This is a genomic window from Burkholderia sp. 28_3 (assembly GCF_003253915.1).
Taxonomy (GTDB): Bacteria; Pseudomonadota; Gammaproteobacteria; order Burkholderiales; family Burkholderiaceae; genus Burkholderia; species Burkholderia cenocepacia.
This window is the reverse complement of record NZ_QKZF01000030.1, coordinates 1-19448: the sequence shown is the minus strand read 5'-3', so window position 1 is coordinate 19448 and position 19448 is coordinate 1. Positions and strand designations below refer to the sequence as shown.

The window sequence follows — 19448 nt, the reverse complement described above, 5'->3', positions numbered from 1 at the left end:
CATTCTCCTGACTACATTCGGAAGGCGACATTTCGCCCGTCCACCATGAATAAGCAAACATCGCGCCAACACCGGAATCTCCCTATATCGACACTTGCAGCGCAGCGAGTGTCCGCACAAAAGACAGTGTGTTGCCCGCCGCGACAACTGCAGGCCGACCGGTATGACTGCCGGCATGCAGCCACGATGCAGCGGCGGCATGACCGTTCCCACCTACTCAGCCCCAGCGCCCTCGATCGAGCGAAGATCGTCCGATGATTTGGCTTGTCTCCGGCTTCTGGTCGCGCGCCACGCGAAGAACAATTGCGCCACCAGCAACACGACGCAGATGCCCATGAACCCCGCGCTGATCGGACGTTCGAAAAACACGAGCGCGTCACCGCGGGACAGCAGTAGCGATCGCCGAAAATTCTCTTCCACCATCGGGCCCAGCACGTATCCAAGCAGAATGGTCGAGACGGGAAACTCCAGTGCCAGCAGCACGGCGCCTATCAGGCCGAATACCAAAACCTCGCCCACTTCGAACAGGCTGTTGTTCGTGCTGTAGACGCCCACGGCGATAAAGAACAGCGCCGCCGGATACATGTACCGATACGGCACCTGAAGCACCTTCACCCAGATGCCAATCATCGGCACGTTCAGAATCAGCAACAGAACGTTGCCGATCCAGAAACTCGCGATCAAACCCCAGAACAGATCGGCATGCTCCGTGATCAATTGCGGTCCCGGCTGATATCCCTGGATCAACAACGCACCTAGCAGCAGTGCCATCACCGCATCTCCCGGGATACCGAGGCTCATCGTCGGAATGAAATCGACCTGGGTCTTCGAATGCGTCGACGCTTCGGGGCTCGCCACGCCCTCGATCGCGCCATGGCCGAACCGGCCCGGCGTTTTTGACACCTTGCGTTCGAGCGCGTACGCGATGAACGTCGTAATTGTCGGGCCGGTACCCGGGATCGCACCGAACAGTGTGCCCACGAGCGTGCCGCGCACCATCGGCATGAACGAACGCTTCAGTTCCGCCCGCGATGGCCGCATGTCGCGCAGACGTACTTTCGCGTTCGTGCCGACGAAATGCACGCGGTTGACGTTACGGAGAAAATCCGCCACGCCGAACAGCCCCATTGCCAGTGCAACGAGTTCGAGATGGTTGGACAGGTCGACCAGACCGAACGTGAATCGTTCGACCCCGGTGTTGACATCCGTTCCGACGATGCCGAACAAGAGGCCGAGCGTCGTCATCGCGATCCCCTTGAGCGCGGAGCCGCGAGCCATCGTCGATCCGGCGATCAACCCGAGCAGCATGATCGAGAATATCTCGGCCGGCCCGAATTCGAACGCGACTTTCACCAGCAGCGGAGACGCGACGATCATCACGACGATGCCGACCGAGGCGGCGAAAAATGACGAGATCATCGTTATGCCGAGCGCAGTGCCGCCCTTTCCCTGCTGCGTCAGCGGATAGCCGTCGATGCACGTCACCGCGTGCGGAGGATGAGACGGCAGATTCAGCAGAATCGCGCCGATTGCGCCGCCGTACTGGGATCCGTAAAAGATGCCGGCCAGCATCAGCAATGCCGGCACGGCATGCATCGTGTAGGTCAACGGCAACAGCATCGCGATCGTCGATAGCGCGCCCATGCCGGGGAGCACGCCGATCAGATTTCCGACCAGCACTCCGAAGAACGACCACATCAGGTTTTGCGGCAGCATCGCGACCGAAAAGCCGTACCAGAGATCATGAAGCGTTTGCCAGATCATGCGCCACCCCACGTGAATAGCGGAAGTTGTACATTGAGCGCCCATCCGAATACGACGACGCCGACGACAACCATCGCAAGTGCAAGCACGGTCGCAGAACGCCACGAATTGTTCCGGTCACCGAGCGCTGAAATGAAAACAGTCGAGAAAGTCGCCGCAACCAGCCCCAGATATTTGGCGAATACAACGAACGCGACGAGGCCTGCGCAAATGAGCACCCATGCTTTCCACTCCAGCCGGCGTCCCCTGCGTCGTTCATCGGGACCGCCCTTCATCCCCTTGATACCGATCGCAATACCGGTCAGCGCGAGAACCACACCGAGCACCAGCGGAAAATAACCGGGCCCCATGCGCGTCAATGTACCGACGCTGTAGGAAATGGAATGGACGGCAACCCATAGCCCGAGACACGTCATCAGCAAGCCGCCCCAAACGTCCTTGTTCAAGCCACGTGCGTGCGCCATGCCGCCCCCCTGTCTGCCTCGTGACGGATTCGGCGAACTTCTCCGTGTCGCCCGGGATACTGTTCGCATGCGCGGGCTGTATCCGCGACGCATGAGCGGTGAAATGAAGATGTCGATGTCATGTCTCCTCCATCGGATGTATATGAATGGTTCCGAGGCTCGATCGCAGTCACGCAAATCGCGCGCCACCGTGTCAATGACACGGACTGCCGATAGGGATTACACGATGCCATCCTCTTTCAGTTGTCGAAGTGTGTCAGCTTCAATGTCGAGCCACGCACGCAGCACGTCCTGGCTGTCCTCGCCGAGCCGAGGTGGCGGCTTGCGAAACGTATGTGAGTTCCCGTCGACATGGATGCCCAGTCCCACCTGCGGAATCTGCGCGTCACCGCGGGGAACCGCATAGAAGAATCCGCGGCGACGCAGTTCGGGATCTGCTGCCACTTCGTCGATCCGATTGATCGGACCAGCCGGGATACGGGCATCTCGGAAGATGTCGAGCCAGTGATCGCGACGCTTCGTGCCGATGATGGACTGGATCTTTTCGACGATCTCGTCACGCAAACGACGCCGGTCGCTGTTGCTCGTGTAGCTGGCAGCCTGTCCGAATTCGGGCTCACCTACCGCGCGCCAGAATCGCGTCCAGATCCCATCATTGCCCAGACCGATCGTGAGCGGCGCGTCGGCAGCCTGAAAAACCTGGTAGACGGCGATGACGCTGTCTCGCCCCCCCGAACGGCGCGGCACCTCCCCGGAGCCGAGATAAGGCACGATTCGCGGCGTCATGAAGCGGGTCATGCTCTCGATCATCGAGATGTCAATACAATGTCCGTGTCCGGTACGATTGCGATCGACGAGCGCTGCGAGCACCGCGAGTGCCGCATCGCTGCCGGCCAGCAGGTCCGCAGCGGGCGTACCGATTTTTTGTGGGCCTTCATCCGCCTCGCCGGTCAGATCCATCACACCGCTATAGCCTTCGGCGATCAGGTCGTAGCACGGCATGTCGCTGCGTTCGCCATCGAGACCGAAACCCGACACCGAAGCATGGATAAGCCGCGAGTTGACCTGTCGGAGACTCGCGTAGTCGATACCCAGCTTGCGTTGAATTGGCGAGGTCCTGTTGACAACCACGACATCGGCGCTTGCAACCATCCGTTTGAGCAACTCGAGTCCCTGGGGTTTGCTGTAATCCAGCGTGAGGCTGTGCTTGTTGCGGTTCACGCTGAGATACCAGAGCGACTCGCCATCAAGAAACGGGGGTCCCCAAGCGCGCACGTCGTCACCTTTGCCAGGCGGCTCGATCTTGACGACCGTCGCCCCGAAATCCGCGAGCAGCAGCGTGGCGTACGGTCCTGCAACGGACGAAGTGAGGTCCAGCACGCGCACCCCGTCAAGTAGTTTCAAAGGGGTTTTCTCGCAGAGAGTGGGCAATGGGTCGAATGCGTTCATGTTTTTTGTCAGGAAATTGGTAGCAGCAGCATTCGCACGGCAAGTCCCGTGCCATACGGGCGCTGATCGTCTTCCCAAACACGTTTGCCAGATAACCGCCCCGTGCGGCTAGCAAGCGCACACCTCGACTCGCATGCGTGTCGTTGGCATGGTCAGCATGTCGACGAAACGCATGGACATGTCGTCGGGGCAGACACCGCCGCCGATGCTCGCTGAAAATCTCGTTGAGCCGCGACGTCGACAACGGCATCACGCGAGCTTTTTTATCGAATAAAACGCGTTCTACCGTGCAGATGGTTCGGAACACCTGACATGCGGCGGCGAAATGGAGTTTCGCCGTCGGTATGGGTGCGATGGCGAACAGCGCGAAATACACGCCAGTTCATGCGGCGGCGGGCATCGTTGGCTTCGCGGATTGACGATCAGTGGAAGGGGCGCGGAAACGCTACTTGTGCATTGCGAATCCGCCAACTGCTGGCTCAAGGGTATCCGTCTGCGGCGAAATGTGATACCGATCCGGTCGTGCGATCTTGCCGTGCACATGGTTCAGACGCGCGCTCGCTGCGAAACGATTTCGACCGTGCATAGCTTTGCACGCAGCCGGAGCGGACCACATCACCACAAACGTGCGTGGCATGGAATCTGCGTCGCCGAACGTCCCTCCAGCGCTTGGCGTGCCGGTCGCGGATTCGCGAAGCCGTCGAGTGTCGAGATATGTGACATCCAACTAAAACCCGCCATGAACACATTCGATCGCAAACCGTCGTCTCAACGCCTTGTTGAAGCCAATCCCGACGCCATGTCGCACTACAGAAAGATGCGCGGCCAACTGTTTCCGCCTGAGAATGTCGACGAAGCAACCTGCGAAATCATGCTCGCGATGCAATTGGCGGTATTGGGCCGCGAGATCCCTTTCAAGGTTCATGCATTGCGCGCGTTGTCGCGCGGCGTGACCAAAGTGCAGCTCGAAGGTTTGCTGCTGTGCGGAATGGGGGTGTCGCTGGTTGCATTCGAAGCGGCCCAGGCCCTGATCTGGCTGGACGAGGCCTGCGCCGAAGCTGATACTCCCCAGCCCGCTCAGACCTGACGAACGCGCGGTCCCTTCTCGGTACGAGATGCTCATATGCCATCGGGGTCGACCGCAGAACGGCCGCGGCGGCTTCCGTGAACGCGCCCGCTATGAAGCGACCGTCCATGCCGAAAAGACTTCCGGTGACGTAGCACGTACGGATGGAGTGAAATGGTCGTTGCGGCGCCGCCAGATCACATGCGCGTGAACAGGCTCCCTATCTGCCGCATGCTTTCTGCCTCTTCGAGCTTCATGATCAGGTATGGTCAGGTCCGACAACGACTCGGCAATCTCGTCGCCAAACGTACTCCCCACCAGATCACGATACTTGTTTTCGATATCGGCATGGGCCCCGTCGCGCCGGTATGGACAAGCGTCAGCGACTCAGAGCCAAGAATCATGTGTTCGTCACCGGCACCGGTTACAATCCAAGCGGTTGAAGTTCGCGGACAAGATCGATCAATAAGCGCAGGCCAGTCGGCATCTGACGTCTGCTCGAATAGTAAATGTAGAAACCCGGTTCCGAAGGCGCCCAGTCGTTCAGCACGAGACGCAGCCGCCCCTCCCTGACATACGTCGCGACGAACGGTTCGGGAAAATACATCAGCCCAGCTCCGCCGAGTACTGCGACGAGTCCGGTTTCAGCATGATCGACCGTCAACGACGACGGTACCGCCACTTCGAGCTTCTCATCGCCGCGTTTGAATTCCCATCGGTAAATTCGATCGTCGCCAAGGCGATTGCTAATGCAACGATGCTCGAGCAGATCATTGGGGTGATTTGGGATACCGAAGCGGCCAAGATAATCGGGTGCCCCTGCAACGACCCAACGTATATTGGCCGAAAGGCGCTGCGCGATCATGTCCTCCGGAACCGTTCCGCCGTAGCGAATACCCGCGTCAAAGCCCCCCTCCGTCACGTCGACCAAACGGTTGCTCGCGACGATATCCAGTTCCACGTCAGGATAGCGCTCGACAAATGTCGGCAGCACCGGTGCCAACAGCAACGTCGAAGCCTCGACGGCCGCATTGACCCGAATGCGGCCTGTAGGCGCATCCCGGAAGCGATTCAGGGTCTCCAGAGCCGTGTCGATCGCCTCGAAAGGCATGCCGATCGACGCCGCCAACGCATCTCCCGCAGCGGTCAGCGTGACGCTCTTCGTCGTACGGTTTAGTAGACGGACGCCCAGTCTAGCTTCGAGCCCCTTCAGGGCATGACTCAGTGTCGAGGCGCTTACTCCGAGCTCTATCGCCGCACGACTAAAGCTCCTTTGTCGAGCAATAGCCAGGAAATAGATCAGATCAGCCATATCAGATCGATTTATTTGCATGTCAAGAATTCCGGTTAAATATCTCTCTGATTTCGCGAGCATTTCGCTCAATGAACCGCACCACGCAAGAACCCCTTCGACCTCGCCCTACTGTCGCTTGCCGCAGCGTAGCCTAGGCTCGCCATGGTCTCGTAGTTTACGCGGTGAATTCTGGCGGCGCTGCCGACAAATCGCGCGTTAGCGGTACTGCTGTCACGGTTCACGGAAACGCCGAACGCCAACAGCCGAATCCTAAATGACTCCAGCCGCGTCATCGAAGCGTTGAGGACCGGGAAGCAATCTGGACTGCAAGTGGCGTTCGACGACGAGGTGCCGCCTAATCCGCTGACGCACGCGCGTCAGCGGTCGCGCCAGCGCGAATGCCGGCGGAAATGAAAGTCACCAGATGCTCGGCCTTGCGCTTCAGGGCGCCGGCCTTGACCTTGCCGCCCGAGATACGCTCGATGCGGCTGTCAAACGCACTCATCACCAACGCGCCCACTGCGAACAAGTAGGCCCAGTGCGCATAGTTGGCGCTATGGCCCGGCAGCGTCTTCCTGATTGCGCTGATGAATTCCGCCGCGAAAGGATCGAAATATTCAGCAACGATGCCGCGCTCGGCCTCGCGCGGATCGGAAGCTTCGCGCGCAACAAGTTTGGCATACGCAAGTCCGGACTCGGTATTCTGGATCTGCATCACCGGGAGCACGAATGCGCGCACGATATGCTCGAGGGGGTCTTCCCCCGCGGCGACCGGTTCACGAAGCAAAGCCAACCGGGTGTCGAGCACCGTCTTGCGGCGCTCGAACAGCGCGCGGTACAGGCCCATCTTGGTCTCAAAGTGATACACGATCAACGGCAGGCCAACGTCTGCCGCCGACGCAATATCCCGCATCGAAACGCCATCGAAACCGCCTTCGGCAAACAGCCGCTCCGCCACGTCGAGCACCCGCTCGCGCTTGCTCGTCTCGACCGTCTGTTGCGCTCCCTTCCCCCCCCGTACACCGGTCGCCTTTCCCGTGACTTCCTTCGCCTGCATGGTGTCTCCGCTGTCCTGTGGCTCGATTGCCGCGAATGCCAATCCGTTCATTACGCGACGTCAGTTTACACCAACACGATACTGACTGTACGATCGTACAGTCCACATAACGTGAACGCTGCCATGCGGCGTCGGTGGTAAGTCCCCCAAACCAGGAGCAACCGCACATGACACGACGCTTCGTCGATCTTTCGATCTATCTGGAAAACGACGTCATTTCCGATCCACCGGGTTACGGCCCCACGATCCAGTATCTGACGCACCGGAATACGGCCAAAGCCGTGACGGCCTTCTTTCCCGGACTGCAGGAAACCGACCTGCCGGACAACGAAGGCTGGGCCATTGAACACATCCAGTTGAGCACACACAACGGGACGCATCTGGATGCGCCCTATCACTTCCACAGCACGATGAACGATTCGAAGGGCGAGCGGGAGCGTTCGACAACCATCGACGAAGTCCCGCTCGACTGGTGTTTCCAGCCCGGCGTGAAGCTCGATTTCACCGGTTTCGACGATGGCTACGTCGTGACCGCTACCGACGTCGAAGCCGAGCTTGTGCGCATCGGGCACGAACTCAAGCCGCTTGAAATCGTCGTCGTCAACACGCGTGCAGGCAAGCGCTACGGACAACCCGACTATGTTTCCTCGGGTTGCGGCATGGGCTTCGACGCGACCATGTACCTGCTCGAGCGAGGGGTTCGCCTGACGGGCACCGACGCGTGGAGCTGGGACGCGCCGTTCGTCCATACCGCGAAAAAATATGCCGAAACGCGTGATGCATCGCTGATCTGGGAAGGACACAAGGCCGGCCGCAAGATCGGCTATTGCCACCTGGAGAAACTCCACAATCTCGAGGTGCTGCCACCTCACGGCTTCTTCATCTCGTGCTTCCCGCACAAAATCCGGGGCGGCTCCGCCGGCTGGACTCGCGCAGTCGCGATCTTCGACGACGCCCTCAATGCAACAGCTTGCGACCCGCATCGAACCGCATAGGCAAGGAGCCTCGATGGAACTGAATCACACACACGACGTCACTCAACGCAGTTGGCTGGAAACGGCCAACGTGGCGGGGACCGACTTTCCGTTGCAGAATTTGCCACTCAGCGTGTTTCGCCGCAGGGGCGTCGGCGAAACCTGGCGCGGCGGGATCGCGATCGGCGACCAGATCGTCGACCTCGCTGCGTTACAGCAGGCGGGCTGCATGGACGGCCTGGCACTCGAGGCCGTGCGAGCGGCCACGGCAACCACACTGAATGCACTGCTCGATATGGGGCCGCCTGCGTGGCAGGCACTGCGCCACGCACTCTTCGAACTGCTTCGGGCCGGCAGTCCGCATGAGCCGAACGTACGGAAGACGCTGGTATCACAAGCGGAAGCCGAGTATGCCGTCCCCGTGCGTATCGGCGACTACACCGACTTCTACACCTCGCTCGATCATGCGGTGAACTGCAGCCGCCCGCTCGGCATGGCGATCAGCCCGAATTTCGACTGGTTACCCATTGCTTATCACGGCCGCGTGTCGTCGATCGACGTCAGCGGTCAGCAGGTCTACCGACCGATGGGGCAATACCGCCCGGACCCGTCCGCCCCTCCCGTTCACGACGCCTGTCGGTGGCTCGACTACGAGCTGGAACTGGGCGCGGTGATCGGGGTCGGCAATCCGCGCGGCAATTCCATCCCGCTGCGTGACGCTCAACGGCATATTTTCGGGCTCTGCCTGCTGAACGATTGGTCCGCGCGCGACATCCAGTCGTGGGAAATGCAGCCGCTCGGGCCATTCCTCGCGAAGAATTTCGCGACGACGATATCGCCCTGGCTGGTCACCCTCGAAGCATTGCTGCCGTATCGCACCACGTGGTCACGTGCCGCCGAACGCCCGCAGCCGCTCGACTACCTGTCCTCGGACGACAACCGCGCGGCCGGTGCGTTCGACATCCAGCTCGAGGCGTCGGTCCTGAGCGCGCGTCAGCTCGCGCAAGGACGCCAGCCACGTACGTTGACACGCACCAGTTTCCGGCATCAATACTGGACGTTAGGGCAGATGATCGCGCACCACACGATGGGGGGCTGTAACCTCCAGCCGGGTGACCTGCTGGGAAGCGGCACCATCTCGGGCCCGTCATCGGGCGAAGCCGGTGCGTTGATCGAACTGACCGTAGGCGGCACTCAACCCGTGGATATCGGCAATGGTGAAAGCCGCGCATTCCTCGACGATGGCGATACCGTCATTTTCCGGGGCTGGTGCGAACGCGATGGCTTTGCACGAATCGGTTTCGGCACCAACCATGGAACCGTGTTGCCGGTGCCGGCCGCGGAAGGTGATCATTAACCGCGCGTCGTTTCGCAACCGGTCATTGATTCAATGCGAGGACCACGTTCGTGGTGCTCGCGCCTTGAAACGCTCCGCCAGTGGACTCGCCGTGTTCGCTCGCCGTGCTTGAACACAGCACCGCAACGCCAGCACGCATGCGCGAAATCGCCGCCAGCGTCATCGGCTGGCGGCGATTTCAGCGCATGTGTCTTTCGGGTGCGCTAGAAGAAGTGACGAACACCAACGACGATGCCCACACTGCTGCCGGTTGGCTCATACAGCGCGCCATTCACCGTGAATCCCGTATGCATCAACCCGTGGTTGTTCACGCATGCCGCGGAGCCATACAAGGTCGTTCGTTTCGACAGAAAGTAGTCCAGCCCGGCAGACGCCAGTAAAGAATGGTTCGCCGAATCGTTACTGTCCCGCATGTACCAAACGCCTACGTCGGCGGACAGTGCCGGCGTGATCAGATATTCGCCGCCCGCGGCATACACTTTCTCGTTGAAGGAGCCGGCGATCTTGTAGCTTGTGTACGATCCCTTGAGTGTTGCACCTCCCCACCTGTAGCTCGCACCGACCGTTCGCCCGCTGAATTCGATCGTCGACGGGAATGGCGTGGAAACGCTGGCTGAACCGCCGGGATTTCCACTGAAGAGCGCAGCGTTCACGACCAGGTCTTTCCATTCGTATCTCACGCGAGCCGCATACTGGCGCCCCGCCTGAAATCCCTTTGGATCGCCGCCCAGCGCAAGCAATGCACTCGCCTGCAAGCCGGCGATCGTCGGGCTCGTATAGGACACGGCATTGGCGACGAAAATGCCGGTCGCAAAAAAATTGCCCATGTAGATTCCGGCCTGACTCCCGAAGAACGACGCATGCCGCGCGTCCGTATCGACGATCGCAAGTCCGAACGGCGAGTACTGTAGGCCGGCCTTGACGGTACCGAAGTGTCCGGAGAGCCCGACGAAGGCTTGCCGCCCGAAGAGATTCCCGTTCGAGTTGCCCAGCGCCCCGTTGTTCGTCGTAAAACCGCTTTCGAGCGTAAAGATCGCCTTCGTCCCAGCGCCCAAATCCTCGGCACCGGTGATACCGAAGTGAGAACCCGAGATTCCGCCATCCGTTGCCGATACCTGATGCGGGCCGCTCGCACCCGTTCCGGCGTCGAAGGTACGGCTCGTATACATCACGCCAGCATCCACCACACCATACAGCGTGACGTTACTTTGCGCATGCGCGTTCGACGATAAGCCCGATACCGCGATCGAGACAGGGATCAGCAGCATCGGACGGATTTTCTGCATCTTGCTCACGTTTTAATGTCTCCTCCAGTCATGCAGGACTGCAAAATAATTGAATAAGAATCCACCTCCGTGCGGCGCCCAACATATGGCGATCAAACGAAGCCGGACAGAGGGCCGCTTCGGCTCCGGTCCTCGGTGTGCTGACGGGCACGCACGCCGGAGCGTTGGTTTTTCTTGAACCGCCGCCGGCCAGGGATTGATGTCCCTCGCGATGTTGTCGAGGGACCGGATCGCAAAGTTGATCGCACATCCGCCGCAATCGGCCCACGGTATCGATGACGCGGCAAAGCGGTAGCGTGTTTCCGCTGCTGCTTTGCCGCTCCACCCAAGCGGCCCGCGCCGCACTGGCCCGCTCGAAGTACGCGAACCGATCGCGCGGTCACGTATTCACGGAAAGCGCCAACGGCATCAAGTCACTTGCTTGCGTCCGCGAGAGGACGTACAGCTCGAACCAGTTGCACCACTCGACCATCAGGTGGTCCGAGTGGCCGTGAATGAGTACTTCCGGCGCGGTCGATGGCCAGAAGATCTCCAGCCGCGCATCGAACCCCGGAAGCGTGTCCCTGAACTGGTGCAGCAAGTAGCCGACGGTCACACCATCGGGCGTCTCGACGCGCCCCATCATTCGATGCGGCATATCGGGTGCCAGTTCGATCGGGATACCGCTCCAGTCATCCAGATGGCGGAGCTTCAGGAGGGCCGGCGACTTCGTATGGCCGGGTACTTCCAGAATGCCGACACGCCCATCCGGGAGCGGTAGCGCACCGAGATGCTCAGGGTGAGCACGAAGCATTGCCGGGCTGTTCGGCCCGCCATATCCGTCCCAGAACCAGGCCACGAACTCCGCGCTGGTGCCCACTGCCACGTGCGCTTCGGCAACTGACGAACTGAACCGGCCGTTCGCACGCAGCGACCAATCCTTCTCGTTCGATTCGTGCTCCGCGATCTCCTGCGCGAACAGGCTGACCATGCCGTCTGCCCCCAGTTTCTCCATGAGCAAGGCCATCATGTAGCGCGCCCTTTTGACCTCCATTCTGAGGATGTCCTCGCCGGCCACCTCCGTACCTGACTTGAAAAACGTCACTGCTTTCACTTGAGCCTCCGTAGCACTGGTGAACGAGTTGCCATGTTTCCCGACTCGCTCCACTAACGCAAGTAAACTTGCGTTAGTGTTTACCGCATGCCTGTCGGCCATCGCCCAGGGTCGTGCTCATGGTCGGGCTGCTGTGACGACGCGGGCAGTCGATGCAACGATGTGTAAAATCCGCTCATGCCAAAGTCAGCCGAACAAGAATCGCCGTCGCCCCGTCGTCGCTTGGGCGGCCGTAGCGCACGCGTCCGTGACGCGGTGATCTCCGCAACGATTGCCCAATTGCAGGCGTCGGGTTTCGAGGGGCTCAACATCGGCGCCATCGCTTCACTCGCGGGCGTGCATGAGAGTTCGATCTATCGCCGGTGGAAGAGCAAGGAAGGGCTGATGATGGAAGCCGTCTTCGAGCTTTTCGCCGAACACATTGCGATACCGGATCGGGGCTCGCTTCACGCGGATCTCGTCGCGCTGCTGTCGGCAACCGCGCGCTACTTGCGAACGGGCGTGGGCAGGTCTGCCATTCAGTTCGTGCTGGCCACGTACAACGATGCGGCCGTGGCGGGCGAACTGCGCAGGTTGTGGACGAACCGCTTTTCGGCGGTTCAGCAGGTTTTCGACCGCGCCACAAAAGTGGGCGAGTGGCCGCAGGGAGCGGATCCGATGCCCCTGCTTCATTGCCTGCTCGGCGCCGTTTATCTACGCACGCTAATCCTGCACGAGCGCGTCACGACCGATCAGATTCGAGAACTAACGCGTTGGATGCTTCGGGAGCGAGGCTCCTGAGCATCGGGCAATCTCAACGATCGGACCATCGAGGAAGGCGAGCGCTCCGGGAGACGCCCAACAGCATCGATTGCATCCGCTCCTGCAACCGTCGCGATGCGGGTGCTCGCATTGCACCTTCAGCACTAGCTCAACCGGAGCCGCCTCTCCTGCAGCACGCCCGAGTCGAAGAACCTCCAGGCCCGCATGTGGCGCAATGCCCATGAACCCACCCACCGGGGCGTCTTCGCCAACGTCAGAGATGCAGGAACGCCAAGGGAGTGGCGACGCCAATTTTCGATCACCGCTGTGGCAGCACGCAATTCGAGAGGGAGAGCGCTACGCGCGCGGGTCTGTCCCCCGATGTCCTCGAAGCAGTGCTGTACATTGGCCCATCGCCCACGCTCCTGCGCGAAAATGAACCATGCAGCGTCGCGGAAAAAATCCGAGGATCAATCGGACCCGCGGTGACACGTTGCCATCACGCCGACTGCTCGTCTCGGCCACTGACTCGAGCAACGCATCGTCGTCCCCTGCACCGCATTCGAAGAGCCGCGCCAGCCGGTCCAAATACAGGTAGACGACAGGCGTCGTAAACAGCGTCAGCGGTTGCGACAGGATCAGGCCGCCAGCGATCGCAATGCCCAGCGGCACGCGCAACTTGGCGCCCGTACCATGTCCGATCGCGAGCGGCAACGCGCCGAACAGCGCGGCGAAAATTAGGTACGGCTCGCTCGCGAGCGATGCCTGGAACGCATGGAACGTGCCCGTGAGCGTGTCGGGCTTGCCTGCGGCTGCGACCGCCTCCGCCGCACGAATGGCCGCAACCGCGTTGCCGAGCAATTGCCTCGGCGCGAGGTTGAACGAGATCGTCACGGCCGGGAACAGCCCCTGGTGGCTGACCGAGATCGGCGACACGTGGTTTCTCGATGCTCACTAGCACGTTCATCGGCACGAGTTCGTTCGTCAGCGCAGAACGCGCGTACAGGTTCGCGAGCGCGTCGGTCTTCAACTGAAAGGCCGGATCGAGCTCCTCCACAATGTGGTACTGGTTCAGCGACGTGAAGAGCGCCGCGATCTGGCGCTGGCCGAACGCGTCGTACAACGTGTCGTCGATCGCCTGCGTGGTGATGCCGAAGCGCGACGCGGTGTTGCGGTCAAGCACGATCGTCGCGCTCGTCGCCGATGCCTGTTGGTCGGACGTCACGTTGGTCAGTTGCGGCAGCGTGGCAAAGCGCTTCGTCAGGCGCTGCGCCCACCGGTTCAGGTCCTGCACGTCCGCGTCCTACACCGTGTGTTGGTATTGCGCGGCGCTGATCCATCCGCCGACCTGGATGTCCTGCCTGACCTGCATCGACAAGGCGATGCCCGTCACCTTCGCCAGCTTCGGCTGCAACCGCGCGAGCACCTGCGCCGCGCTCGCCGTGCCCACGCCGAACGGCTTCAGGTTGATCATCACGCGCCCTGGCTCAGGGTCGGATTCGGGCCGATCCAGTAATAGGTATTGTCGACGGCTGGATCGACGTCGACGATGCGGTCGAGCTGCTGCATCTTCTGCGCCATCGCCTGCGGCCAGATGTCGGGCGCGGCCTGCGCGACGCCCATGATTAGCCCCGAATCCTTTTGCGGGAAGAAGCCCTTCGGCGTGGTGACGAACAGCGCGGCCGCCAGCGCGACGGTAACCGCGAGCATCGGCTTGCGATGCGCGAGCGCTCACCCGAGGCCGCGCTCGTAACGGCGCTCGACAGCGACGAACGCGATTTCGAGCCAGCGTTCGAGCGTGCGCAGCCGGCCGCCGTCCGAGCCGTCGCGAGCGCATCGGATTCAGCAACTCGCTTGGGGTACACCACGCCCCCCCAATTCGGCAAATGCTACAACGGAAAGACCGCCCGAAGCCAGAGCGCGCTGCCGCTTGGCCGATTTCTAACGGCTGTTTCAAATTCGTACTTTACCGTTGCAAACCACCCCTTGCCGCTGTCGTACTTGACCATCGGCCCCACGGCTAAAGCCCTCCCTCTGTTGTTCGGAACATCGTTTCCGTCTTGCTTGTCGTCCGTAGTCTGCCGATAGAAGTACCCCCCGACACCGAGAACCCATCCTTTGCCGATCCCGTAGCCCGCAGCATAGTCGACAATCAATTCGTGACCCGACGTGTAATCGGTATCTCGATTGATCGAGTTGAACGTATACATGACCTTGAGGTCGCCATTGAACCCGTTCGGGTCGACATAAGAGACGCCCAAAACGGGTTGTACTGCCCAGTAGTTGCGCCCGATGTTAGCAAGATCGTTTTTCCTAAAGGAGCCAGTTGGAACAAATACATCGAGTCCGAGAAGTGTATGAAGATGGGGACCCAAGTGCCATCCGAGCGCCGTTCCAATAGTCGCGTCACCGACGCCAGTCTTTCTTTGGCTAGCACCCGCTGCTTTGACGTCCATGTTCACGAGAGGAAGTAACCCGTGGAACACCAACGATGCCCCAAACAGCTGTTGATTAGTTACCCAGACGACCCGAGGGACAATAGCAGACACCCGTGCACTGAACCCGGGAATGGGGACTTCATTGCCGTCATTACCGCGGAACGAGTTCGCATAATAGTGTTCGCCATAGACAACACCATAGATGCCAGGAGGAGGAGCAGCACAACACGCGAAAGTTTCTACACCTGCAGGGTAAATTGAGCCTCCACCTTCCGTAGCTCCTGCGAAGGGTGAAAATGCGATTGTCGCCAGCGCAAGCGCGCGCCGAACATTGTTCCAGGTAGCCACGATTTTCTCCACTTGAGTCTCGGAAATTTTAATTTCTCAATATCTATCTAATTTTTATTTAGCACTTCTTAATATTTGTTCCGTTATTTCTCTCACATTGACAAGCGGGCGTTGCCCGCCCCGAACTAATCACGCAACCAAACTACGGCCCACCCAGTAGCGATCCCGCAGCTCCTTTTTCATGAGCTTTCCTGCTGCCGACCGAGGGAGCTTTTCCACGAATTCCACCGAACGAGGGACCATGTACCTCGCCACGCGGCTTTTGCAATAGGCAATCAATTCATCGGCCACGGCGGCGGACGGCATAATACCGTCCGCAAGCTCGATCACGGCCTTCACTTCCTCGCCCATCTCTTCATTCGGAACGCCGAACACGGCAGCATCTCCCACGAGTGGATGCTCGATCAAGGCATCTTCGATCACTTGCGGGTATATATTCACGCCCCCTGAGATGATAGTGAACGCCTTTCGGTCAGTCAGATATAGGTAGCCATCCTCACGGACGATACCGACATCCCCGCCCGTCACCCAATCATCGTGCTCCGGATGGCGCGCGGCACGCGTCTTTTCGGGATCGTTGAGGTACTCCGGCAACGAACCGGACTTGCCAACCAAGTACACCGTGCCTGCCTGCCCAATTGCCGCTTCAGTGCCGTCCTCCAGACAGACTTTCACTCGCGCCGGATCCGCACGGCCCACGGAACCTGGGTGCTGAAGCCATTCTTCGCAGCTGATGGCGGTGATTCCAGCACTGTCCGTGCCTCCGTAGTATTCGTGCACGATGGGTCCCCACCACGCAATCATCTGGCGCTTTACATCGATGGGGCAAGGTGCAGCCGCATGAACAGCTACATGATGCGACGAAAGATCATAGAGATTTCGAACTGAGGCATCGAGCTTCAGCATGCGCGCGAACATTGTCGGCACCCACTGCGAGTGCGTCACCCGGTAGCGGGCGATCAACTGCAGGGCAGTCTCAGCGTCGAACTTCTCCATCATCACGACCGTTCCCCCTGCCATATGCACCGCGCGACAAAAGCGCATGGGCGCGCCGTGGTATAGGGGCGCCGGCGACAGATAGACTGTCTCGGCGTCGAAGTTATAGAGACCGCCTGTCTCGGACCAGCCAGCCCATGCTTCTGTAGCGTCCATATCGGGCAAAGGCCGCAAAACCCCCTTTGGCCTCCCCGTAGTGCCCGACGTGTACGACATAATCGTACCCATGGCCTCCACGTCCAAGCGCGATGCATCGTATCGCTCGATGGTCGCTTCATAGCCCTCCCATCCACGGAGTCCTCCGTCGGCAATCAACCGAATCTGACAGTTCGGGATCGAGTCGCTCAATGAGCTGACGACTTCCGCTTGCGCCAGCGTAGTGAAGATGGCCTTGGCAGAGCAGTCGTTGACCACGTACGCTACTTCCTGTGCATTGAAGTAGCGATTCACCGGCACGGCACAAAGGCCGGACCGCAATGCTGCCCAAATTACAGCCATATAGGAGAGATGGTTCTCCATATAAATAGCAATGCGATCGCCTCGACGAAGCCCGCGTGCGTGCAGCAACCGCGCAACTCGCATGGACTCCAAGTCAAGCTGGCCGTAGGTGACAGCGACGCCAGTATTCGCATTGATGATTGCCGGCTTGTTCGGCGTTTCCTGCGCTCGCGTTCCGATGTACACAATTAACCTCGCGTAAGTTGGCTACCGAGGACAATGGTCCCGGCCGTTGCAAACATTCCACCCACTCCGTGGCACACGGAGAAGTTCACGTCGCCTTGCTGCGCCGGCGCCGTGCCCCGCACCTGTCTGACACTCTCCTGCAGGGCGAACATGCCATACATGCCGGAGTGCGTATAGCAAAGTCCTCCACCATTGGTGTTCACTGGAAGACGCCCTCCGGGGGAAGTGTTTCCTTCCGCAATAAAACCGGCCGCCTCACCAGGTTTGCAGAAACCCAGATCCTCGAGCCCATACAACGGCAGATGGGCGAAGGCGTCGTAAATCATCACATGATCAACGTCGCTACGCGCAATACCGGCGCTCTCGAACGCAGCGTTTCCGGAGTCACGGAAAGCGCGCGAACTCGTCAGATCGTTCATCTGACTGATCATCGGCGATTCAGCGCTCTCGCCGGACCCGCAAATATAGACGGGCTTGTGAGGGAATTCCACGGCGCGCTCGGCTGCGACCAACACCAAAGCGCCGCCGCCATCTGTGAGGGGACAACACATCGGCAGCGTGAATGGATATGCGATGACCTTTGCGGAAAGCACGTCTGCGACGCTCATCTGCTCCTTGTACAGCGAACGCGGATTCAGCGCCGCCCATTTGCGCTGAGCGACAACTACCTCGCCCAGTGCATCGGGTGTCAGTCCATGCTGTTTGAGATATCGTAAGACCGGAACTGTGAACATCGTGGGAGACGAAATAGCGCCATAGGGCGCCTCGAACTGCCCAGGCAGCGATCCGGCCTGAGGTGGCCATGGCAGCGGGGTGTTCGCAATACGTGACTTTCCGCTCTCGGCATGTACAATCAGCACAGTCTTGCAGAGGCCCGCGGCGATCGCGGCCGTCGCATGCCGCACGTGCAGCATGAACGAGCACCCTCCAACGGCGGTACCGTCGAGCCACGCAGGTTTCACGCCGAGATAATGCGCCAGCATCGTCGGTGATTCACCGGCGGTGGCAATGCCATCCACATCACGCGCCGCCAAGCCGGCATCTGCCAATGCCCGCAGGGCAGCATCGGCGCTCAAGCCGATCTGCGACTGTTCGGGTATCTGACCCAAGCGCGCCGTCTCCGACGCGCCAACGATTGCAATTCCTTGCTTCATACGACGTCCACAGGCTCGAAGAACGGTAAGGTGATTTCGTCGTTCTGCGCGACGAACAGAACCCGTAATGGCATGTCCAGAATCAGACTCTCGGGTGTCTGCGGACAATTGACGATGTTTGTCATCATCGTGGGCCCCTCCTCGAGCTTGACGATGGCGACCGAGTATGGAGCTTCGATGCCAGGCGCAGGCCTCGCGCTGATAACGTAACTCAACAGTATTGCGGAACCGCTCGACGCGTGAGGCAATACGTTATGCGAACTACATGACGGACAAAAAGCGCGGGGTGGAAAGTACACATGCTCACATTCTGTGCAGCGCTGCAGCAGCAACTGCTTGCGACGAGCCCCTTCCCAGAAGTGCGCTGTTTCAGGTGTTGGCCGTGGCAACAGCCGACTGGTGGTTTCGCTCATTTCTCGTTCCGTAAGACAAGATGGCCGGCCTCTAGCACCGTTACGTTCCGCTCGACGGCAATGCAGCGGAAGGCGTATTCATTCGTGTCGATGCGAAAAAACTCGGTGCGCAACTGCTCACCTGGGTAGATCGGGGTCGAGTAGCGAACATGCAACTTTTCAACACGTCCGGCATCGTGGTCACACAATGTCCGAATAGCTGCCGCTCCTGCATAGCCGAACGTGCAAAGACCGTGCAGGATCGGTCGGTCAAACCCTGCCCGGCGGGCTACCTCGGGGTCCACGTGTAACGTGTTGCGATCTCCGTTGAGTCGATACAACTGGGCCGCGTTCTTTGGAATATGATCGACAAACTCAATATCCGCGCACCCGTCTGGAACCTTTGTCGGCGTGGTGCCCGGGCGAGCGCCCGTAGCGCCAACGGCGACCCCTGCTCCCGGGAATACAAAGCACCCCCCTACCGTCGCCAGATGGCTCGCCGTGGCGGATTCGATCACCCGTTGCTCGAAATAGATCGACACGCTCTTTCCGGGACCGCGATCGACGACACCGGCGATACGCCCGTGGACTGTCACGTGCCCCGCTTTGGGTAGCGGGTGATGAACGACCAGACTGCTTTCCCCGTGCAACATCTTCCTTACGTCAATACCAGTTTCCGGCTGGCGCAACCAAGGCAGGTGATGCGCCAAGATCATGGCGAACGTTGGCGTGGACACAAGCTTCTCATCGAAGACAAACTTCAGCTCCTCGTTCGCCGCGTGCCCCAAGCCAATGCTTAGGGAAACGCTGATCAATGGACCAACTTCCGAAGTTGCAGGCGAGATGGCTTCAAATTTTCTGGATGACGAAGCGAATCGGCGCTCAATTCAG

Annotated in this window: 19 protein-coding genes and 1 pseudogene; 4 read left to right on the top strand and 16 right to left on the bottom strand. The window is 60.0% G+C overall.

Translation table 11 applies throughout. From position 1 onward, the window contains the following. Nucleotides 1-213: 213 nt before the first annotated feature. The 3 genes from DFS13_RS35535 to DFS13_RS35525 all read right to left on the bottom strand — a co-directional run bounded on the left by DFS13_RS35535 (nucleotide 214) and on the right by DFS13_RS35525 (nucleotide 3677). Nucleotides 214-1764, bottom strand: a complete 1551-nt coding sequence (locus tag DFS13_RS35535; RefSeq protein WP_111442767.1) for a tripartite tricarboxylate transporter permease — start codon at nucleotides 1762-1764, stop codon at nucleotides 214-216. Next, nucleotides 1761-2210, bottom strand: coding sequence for a tripartite tricarboxylate transporter TctB family protein (locus tag DFS13_RS35530; RefSeq protein ID WP_230948495.1), 450 nt, complete (start codon nucleotides 2208-2210; stop codon nucleotides 1761-1763). Before DFS13_RS35530 ends, DFS13_RS35535 begins: the two co-directional genes overlap by 4 nt. A gap of 237 nt (nucleotides 2211-2447) precedes the next feature. After that, the gene (locus DFS13_RS35525) at nucleotides 2448-3677 is read right to left on the bottom strand and encodes a CaiB/BaiF CoA-transferase family protein (protein ID WP_059623686.1); all 1230 of its coding nucleotides are present in this window, start codon (nucleotides 3675-3677) and stop codon (nucleotides 2448-2450) included. A 739-nt stretch (nucleotides 3678-4416) separates the two neighbouring features. On the opposite strand from DFS13_RS35525, the gene DFS13_RS35520 reads away from it, so the two are divergent. Then, complete coding sequence (locus tag DFS13_RS35520) at nucleotides 4417-4764, top strand: carboxymuconolactone decarboxylase family protein (RefSeq protein WP_124455155.1); 348 nt, start codon at nucleotides 4417-4419, stop codon at nucleotides 4762-4764. A gap of 403 nt (nucleotides 4765-5167) precedes the next feature. Here DFS13_RS35520 and DFS13_RS35515 read toward each other — a convergent pair whose 3' ends face one another. Next, nucleotides 5168-6055 carry a LysR family transcriptional regulator gene (locus DFS13_RS35515; protein ID WP_230948493.1) on the bottom strand — a complete coding sequence of 296 codons (888 nt, stop codon included), beginning with the start codon at nucleotides 6053-6055 and terminating at the stop codon, nucleotides 5168-5170. A gap of 337 nt (nucleotides 6056-6392) precedes the next feature. Next, nucleotides 6393-7094: a TetR/AcrR family transcriptional regulator gene (locus tag DFS13_RS35510; RefSeq protein ID WP_059623764.1), complete on the bottom strand. Its 702-nt coding sequence runs from the start codon at nucleotides 7092-7094 to the stop codon at nucleotides 6393-6395. A gap of 167 nt (nucleotides 7095-7261) precedes the next feature. Here DFS13_RS35510 and DFS13_RS35505 point away from each other — a divergent pair, with 167 nt between their 5' ends. Further along, on the top strand, nucleotides 7262-8089 hold the full coding sequence (locus tag DFS13_RS35505) for a cyclase family protein (RefSeq protein WP_111442757.1): 828 nt from the start codon (nucleotides 7262-7264) through the stop codon (nucleotides 8087-8089). A 13-nt stretch (nucleotides 8090-8102) separates the two neighbouring features. Further along, nucleotides 8103-9425, top strand: coding sequence for a fumarylacetoacetase (gene fahA / locus DFS13_RS35500; protein ID WP_111442756.1), 1323 nt, complete (start codon nucleotides 8103-8105; stop codon nucleotides 9423-9425). Nucleotides 9426-9628: 203 nt separating this feature from the next. On the opposite strand, the gene DFS13_RS35495 is transcribed toward fahA, so the two are convergent. Together DFS13_RS35495 and DFS13_RS35490 are read right to left on the bottom strand one after the other, a co-directional pair. Next, nucleotides 9629-10711, bottom strand: a complete 1083-nt coding sequence (locus DFS13_RS35495; protein ID WP_059623761.1) for a porin — start codon at nucleotides 10709-10711, stop codon at nucleotides 9629-9631. A 379-nt stretch (nucleotides 10712-11090) separates the two neighbouring features. Continuing rightward, nucleotides 11091-11804 (bottom strand): hypothetical protein, encoded by a 714-nt coding sequence (locus DFS13_RS35490; RefSeq protein WP_230948492.1) that lies wholly within the window; start codon nucleotides 11802-11804, stop codon nucleotides 11091-11093. A gap of 255 nt (nucleotides 11805-12059) precedes the next feature. On the opposite strand from DFS13_RS35490, the gene DFS13_RS35485 reads away from it, so the two are divergent. Continuing rightward, a complete protein-coding gene (locus tag DFS13_RS35485) occupies nucleotides 12060-12584 on the top strand; it encodes a TetR/AcrR family transcriptional regulator (protein ID WP_230948490.1) in 525 nt (174 codons plus the stop codon). A 318-nt stretch (nucleotides 12585-12902) separates the two neighbouring features. Here DFS13_RS35485 and DFS13_RS40655 read toward each other — a convergent pair whose 3' ends face one another. The 9 genes and pseudogenes from DFS13_RS40655 to DFS13_RS35450 form a co-directional block, all read right to left on the bottom strand. Next, the gene (locus DFS13_RS40655; RefSeq protein WP_166677947.1) at nucleotides 12903-13481 is read right to left on the bottom strand and encodes an efflux RND transporter permease subunit; all 579 of its coding nucleotides are present in this window, start codon (nucleotides 13479-13481) and stop codon (nucleotides 12903-12905) included. Nucleotides 13482-13545: 64 nt separating this feature from the next. Then, nucleotides 13546-13839 (bottom strand): annotated as a pseudogene (locus tag DFS13_RS40650) (efflux RND transporter permease subunit); the annotation flags it as partial. A 9-nt stretch (nucleotides 13840-13848) separates the two neighbouring features. After that, on the bottom strand, nucleotides 13849-14022 hold the full coding sequence (locus tag DFS13_RS40470; RefSeq protein ID WP_166677946.1) for a hypothetical protein: 174 nt from the start codon (nucleotides 14020-14022) through the stop codon (nucleotides 13849-13851). Beyond that, entirely contained in the window at nucleotides 14019-14255 is a 237-nt protein-coding gene (locus tag DFS13_RS35475; RefSeq protein WP_111442754.1) for an efflux RND transporter permease subunit, read from the bottom strand. The genes DFS13_RS40470 and DFS13_RS35475 overlap by 4 nt, the downstream gene beginning before the upstream one ends. Nucleotides 14256-14434: 179 nt before the next feature. Continuing rightward, nucleotides 14435-15331 carry a transporter gene (locus tag DFS13_RS35470; protein WP_059623759.1) on the bottom strand — a complete coding sequence of 299 codons (897 nt, stop codon included), beginning with the start codon at nucleotides 15329-15331 and terminating at the stop codon, nucleotides 14435-14437. A gap of 129 nt (nucleotides 15332-15460) precedes the next feature. Continuing rightward, nucleotides 15461-17011 (bottom strand): AMP-binding protein, encoded by a 1551-nt coding sequence (locus DFS13_RS35465; RefSeq protein ID WP_111442753.1) that lies wholly within the window; start codon nucleotides 17009-17011, stop codon nucleotides 15461-15463. A 2-nt stretch (nucleotides 17012-17013) separates the two neighbouring features. After that, entirely contained in the window at nucleotides 17014-18165 is a 1152-nt protein-coding gene (locus tag DFS13_RS35460; RefSeq protein ID WP_059623667.1) for a thiolase, read from the bottom strand. Then, on the bottom strand, nucleotides 18162-18578 hold the full coding sequence (locus DFS13_RS35455; RefSeq protein ID WP_059623665.1) for a Zn-ribbon domain-containing OB-fold protein: 417 nt from the start codon (nucleotides 18576-18578) through the stop codon (nucleotides 18162-18164). The genes DFS13_RS35460 and DFS13_RS35455 overlap by 4 nt, the downstream gene beginning before the upstream one ends. After that, complete coding sequence (locus tag DFS13_RS35450) at nucleotides 18575-19372, bottom strand: MaoC/PaaZ C-terminal domain-containing protein (RefSeq protein WP_111442752.1); 798 nt, start codon at nucleotides 19370-19372, stop codon at nucleotides 18575-18577. Before DFS13_RS35450 ends, DFS13_RS35455 begins: the two co-directional genes overlap by 4 nt. Nucleotides 19373-19448: the final 76 nt, after the last annotated feature.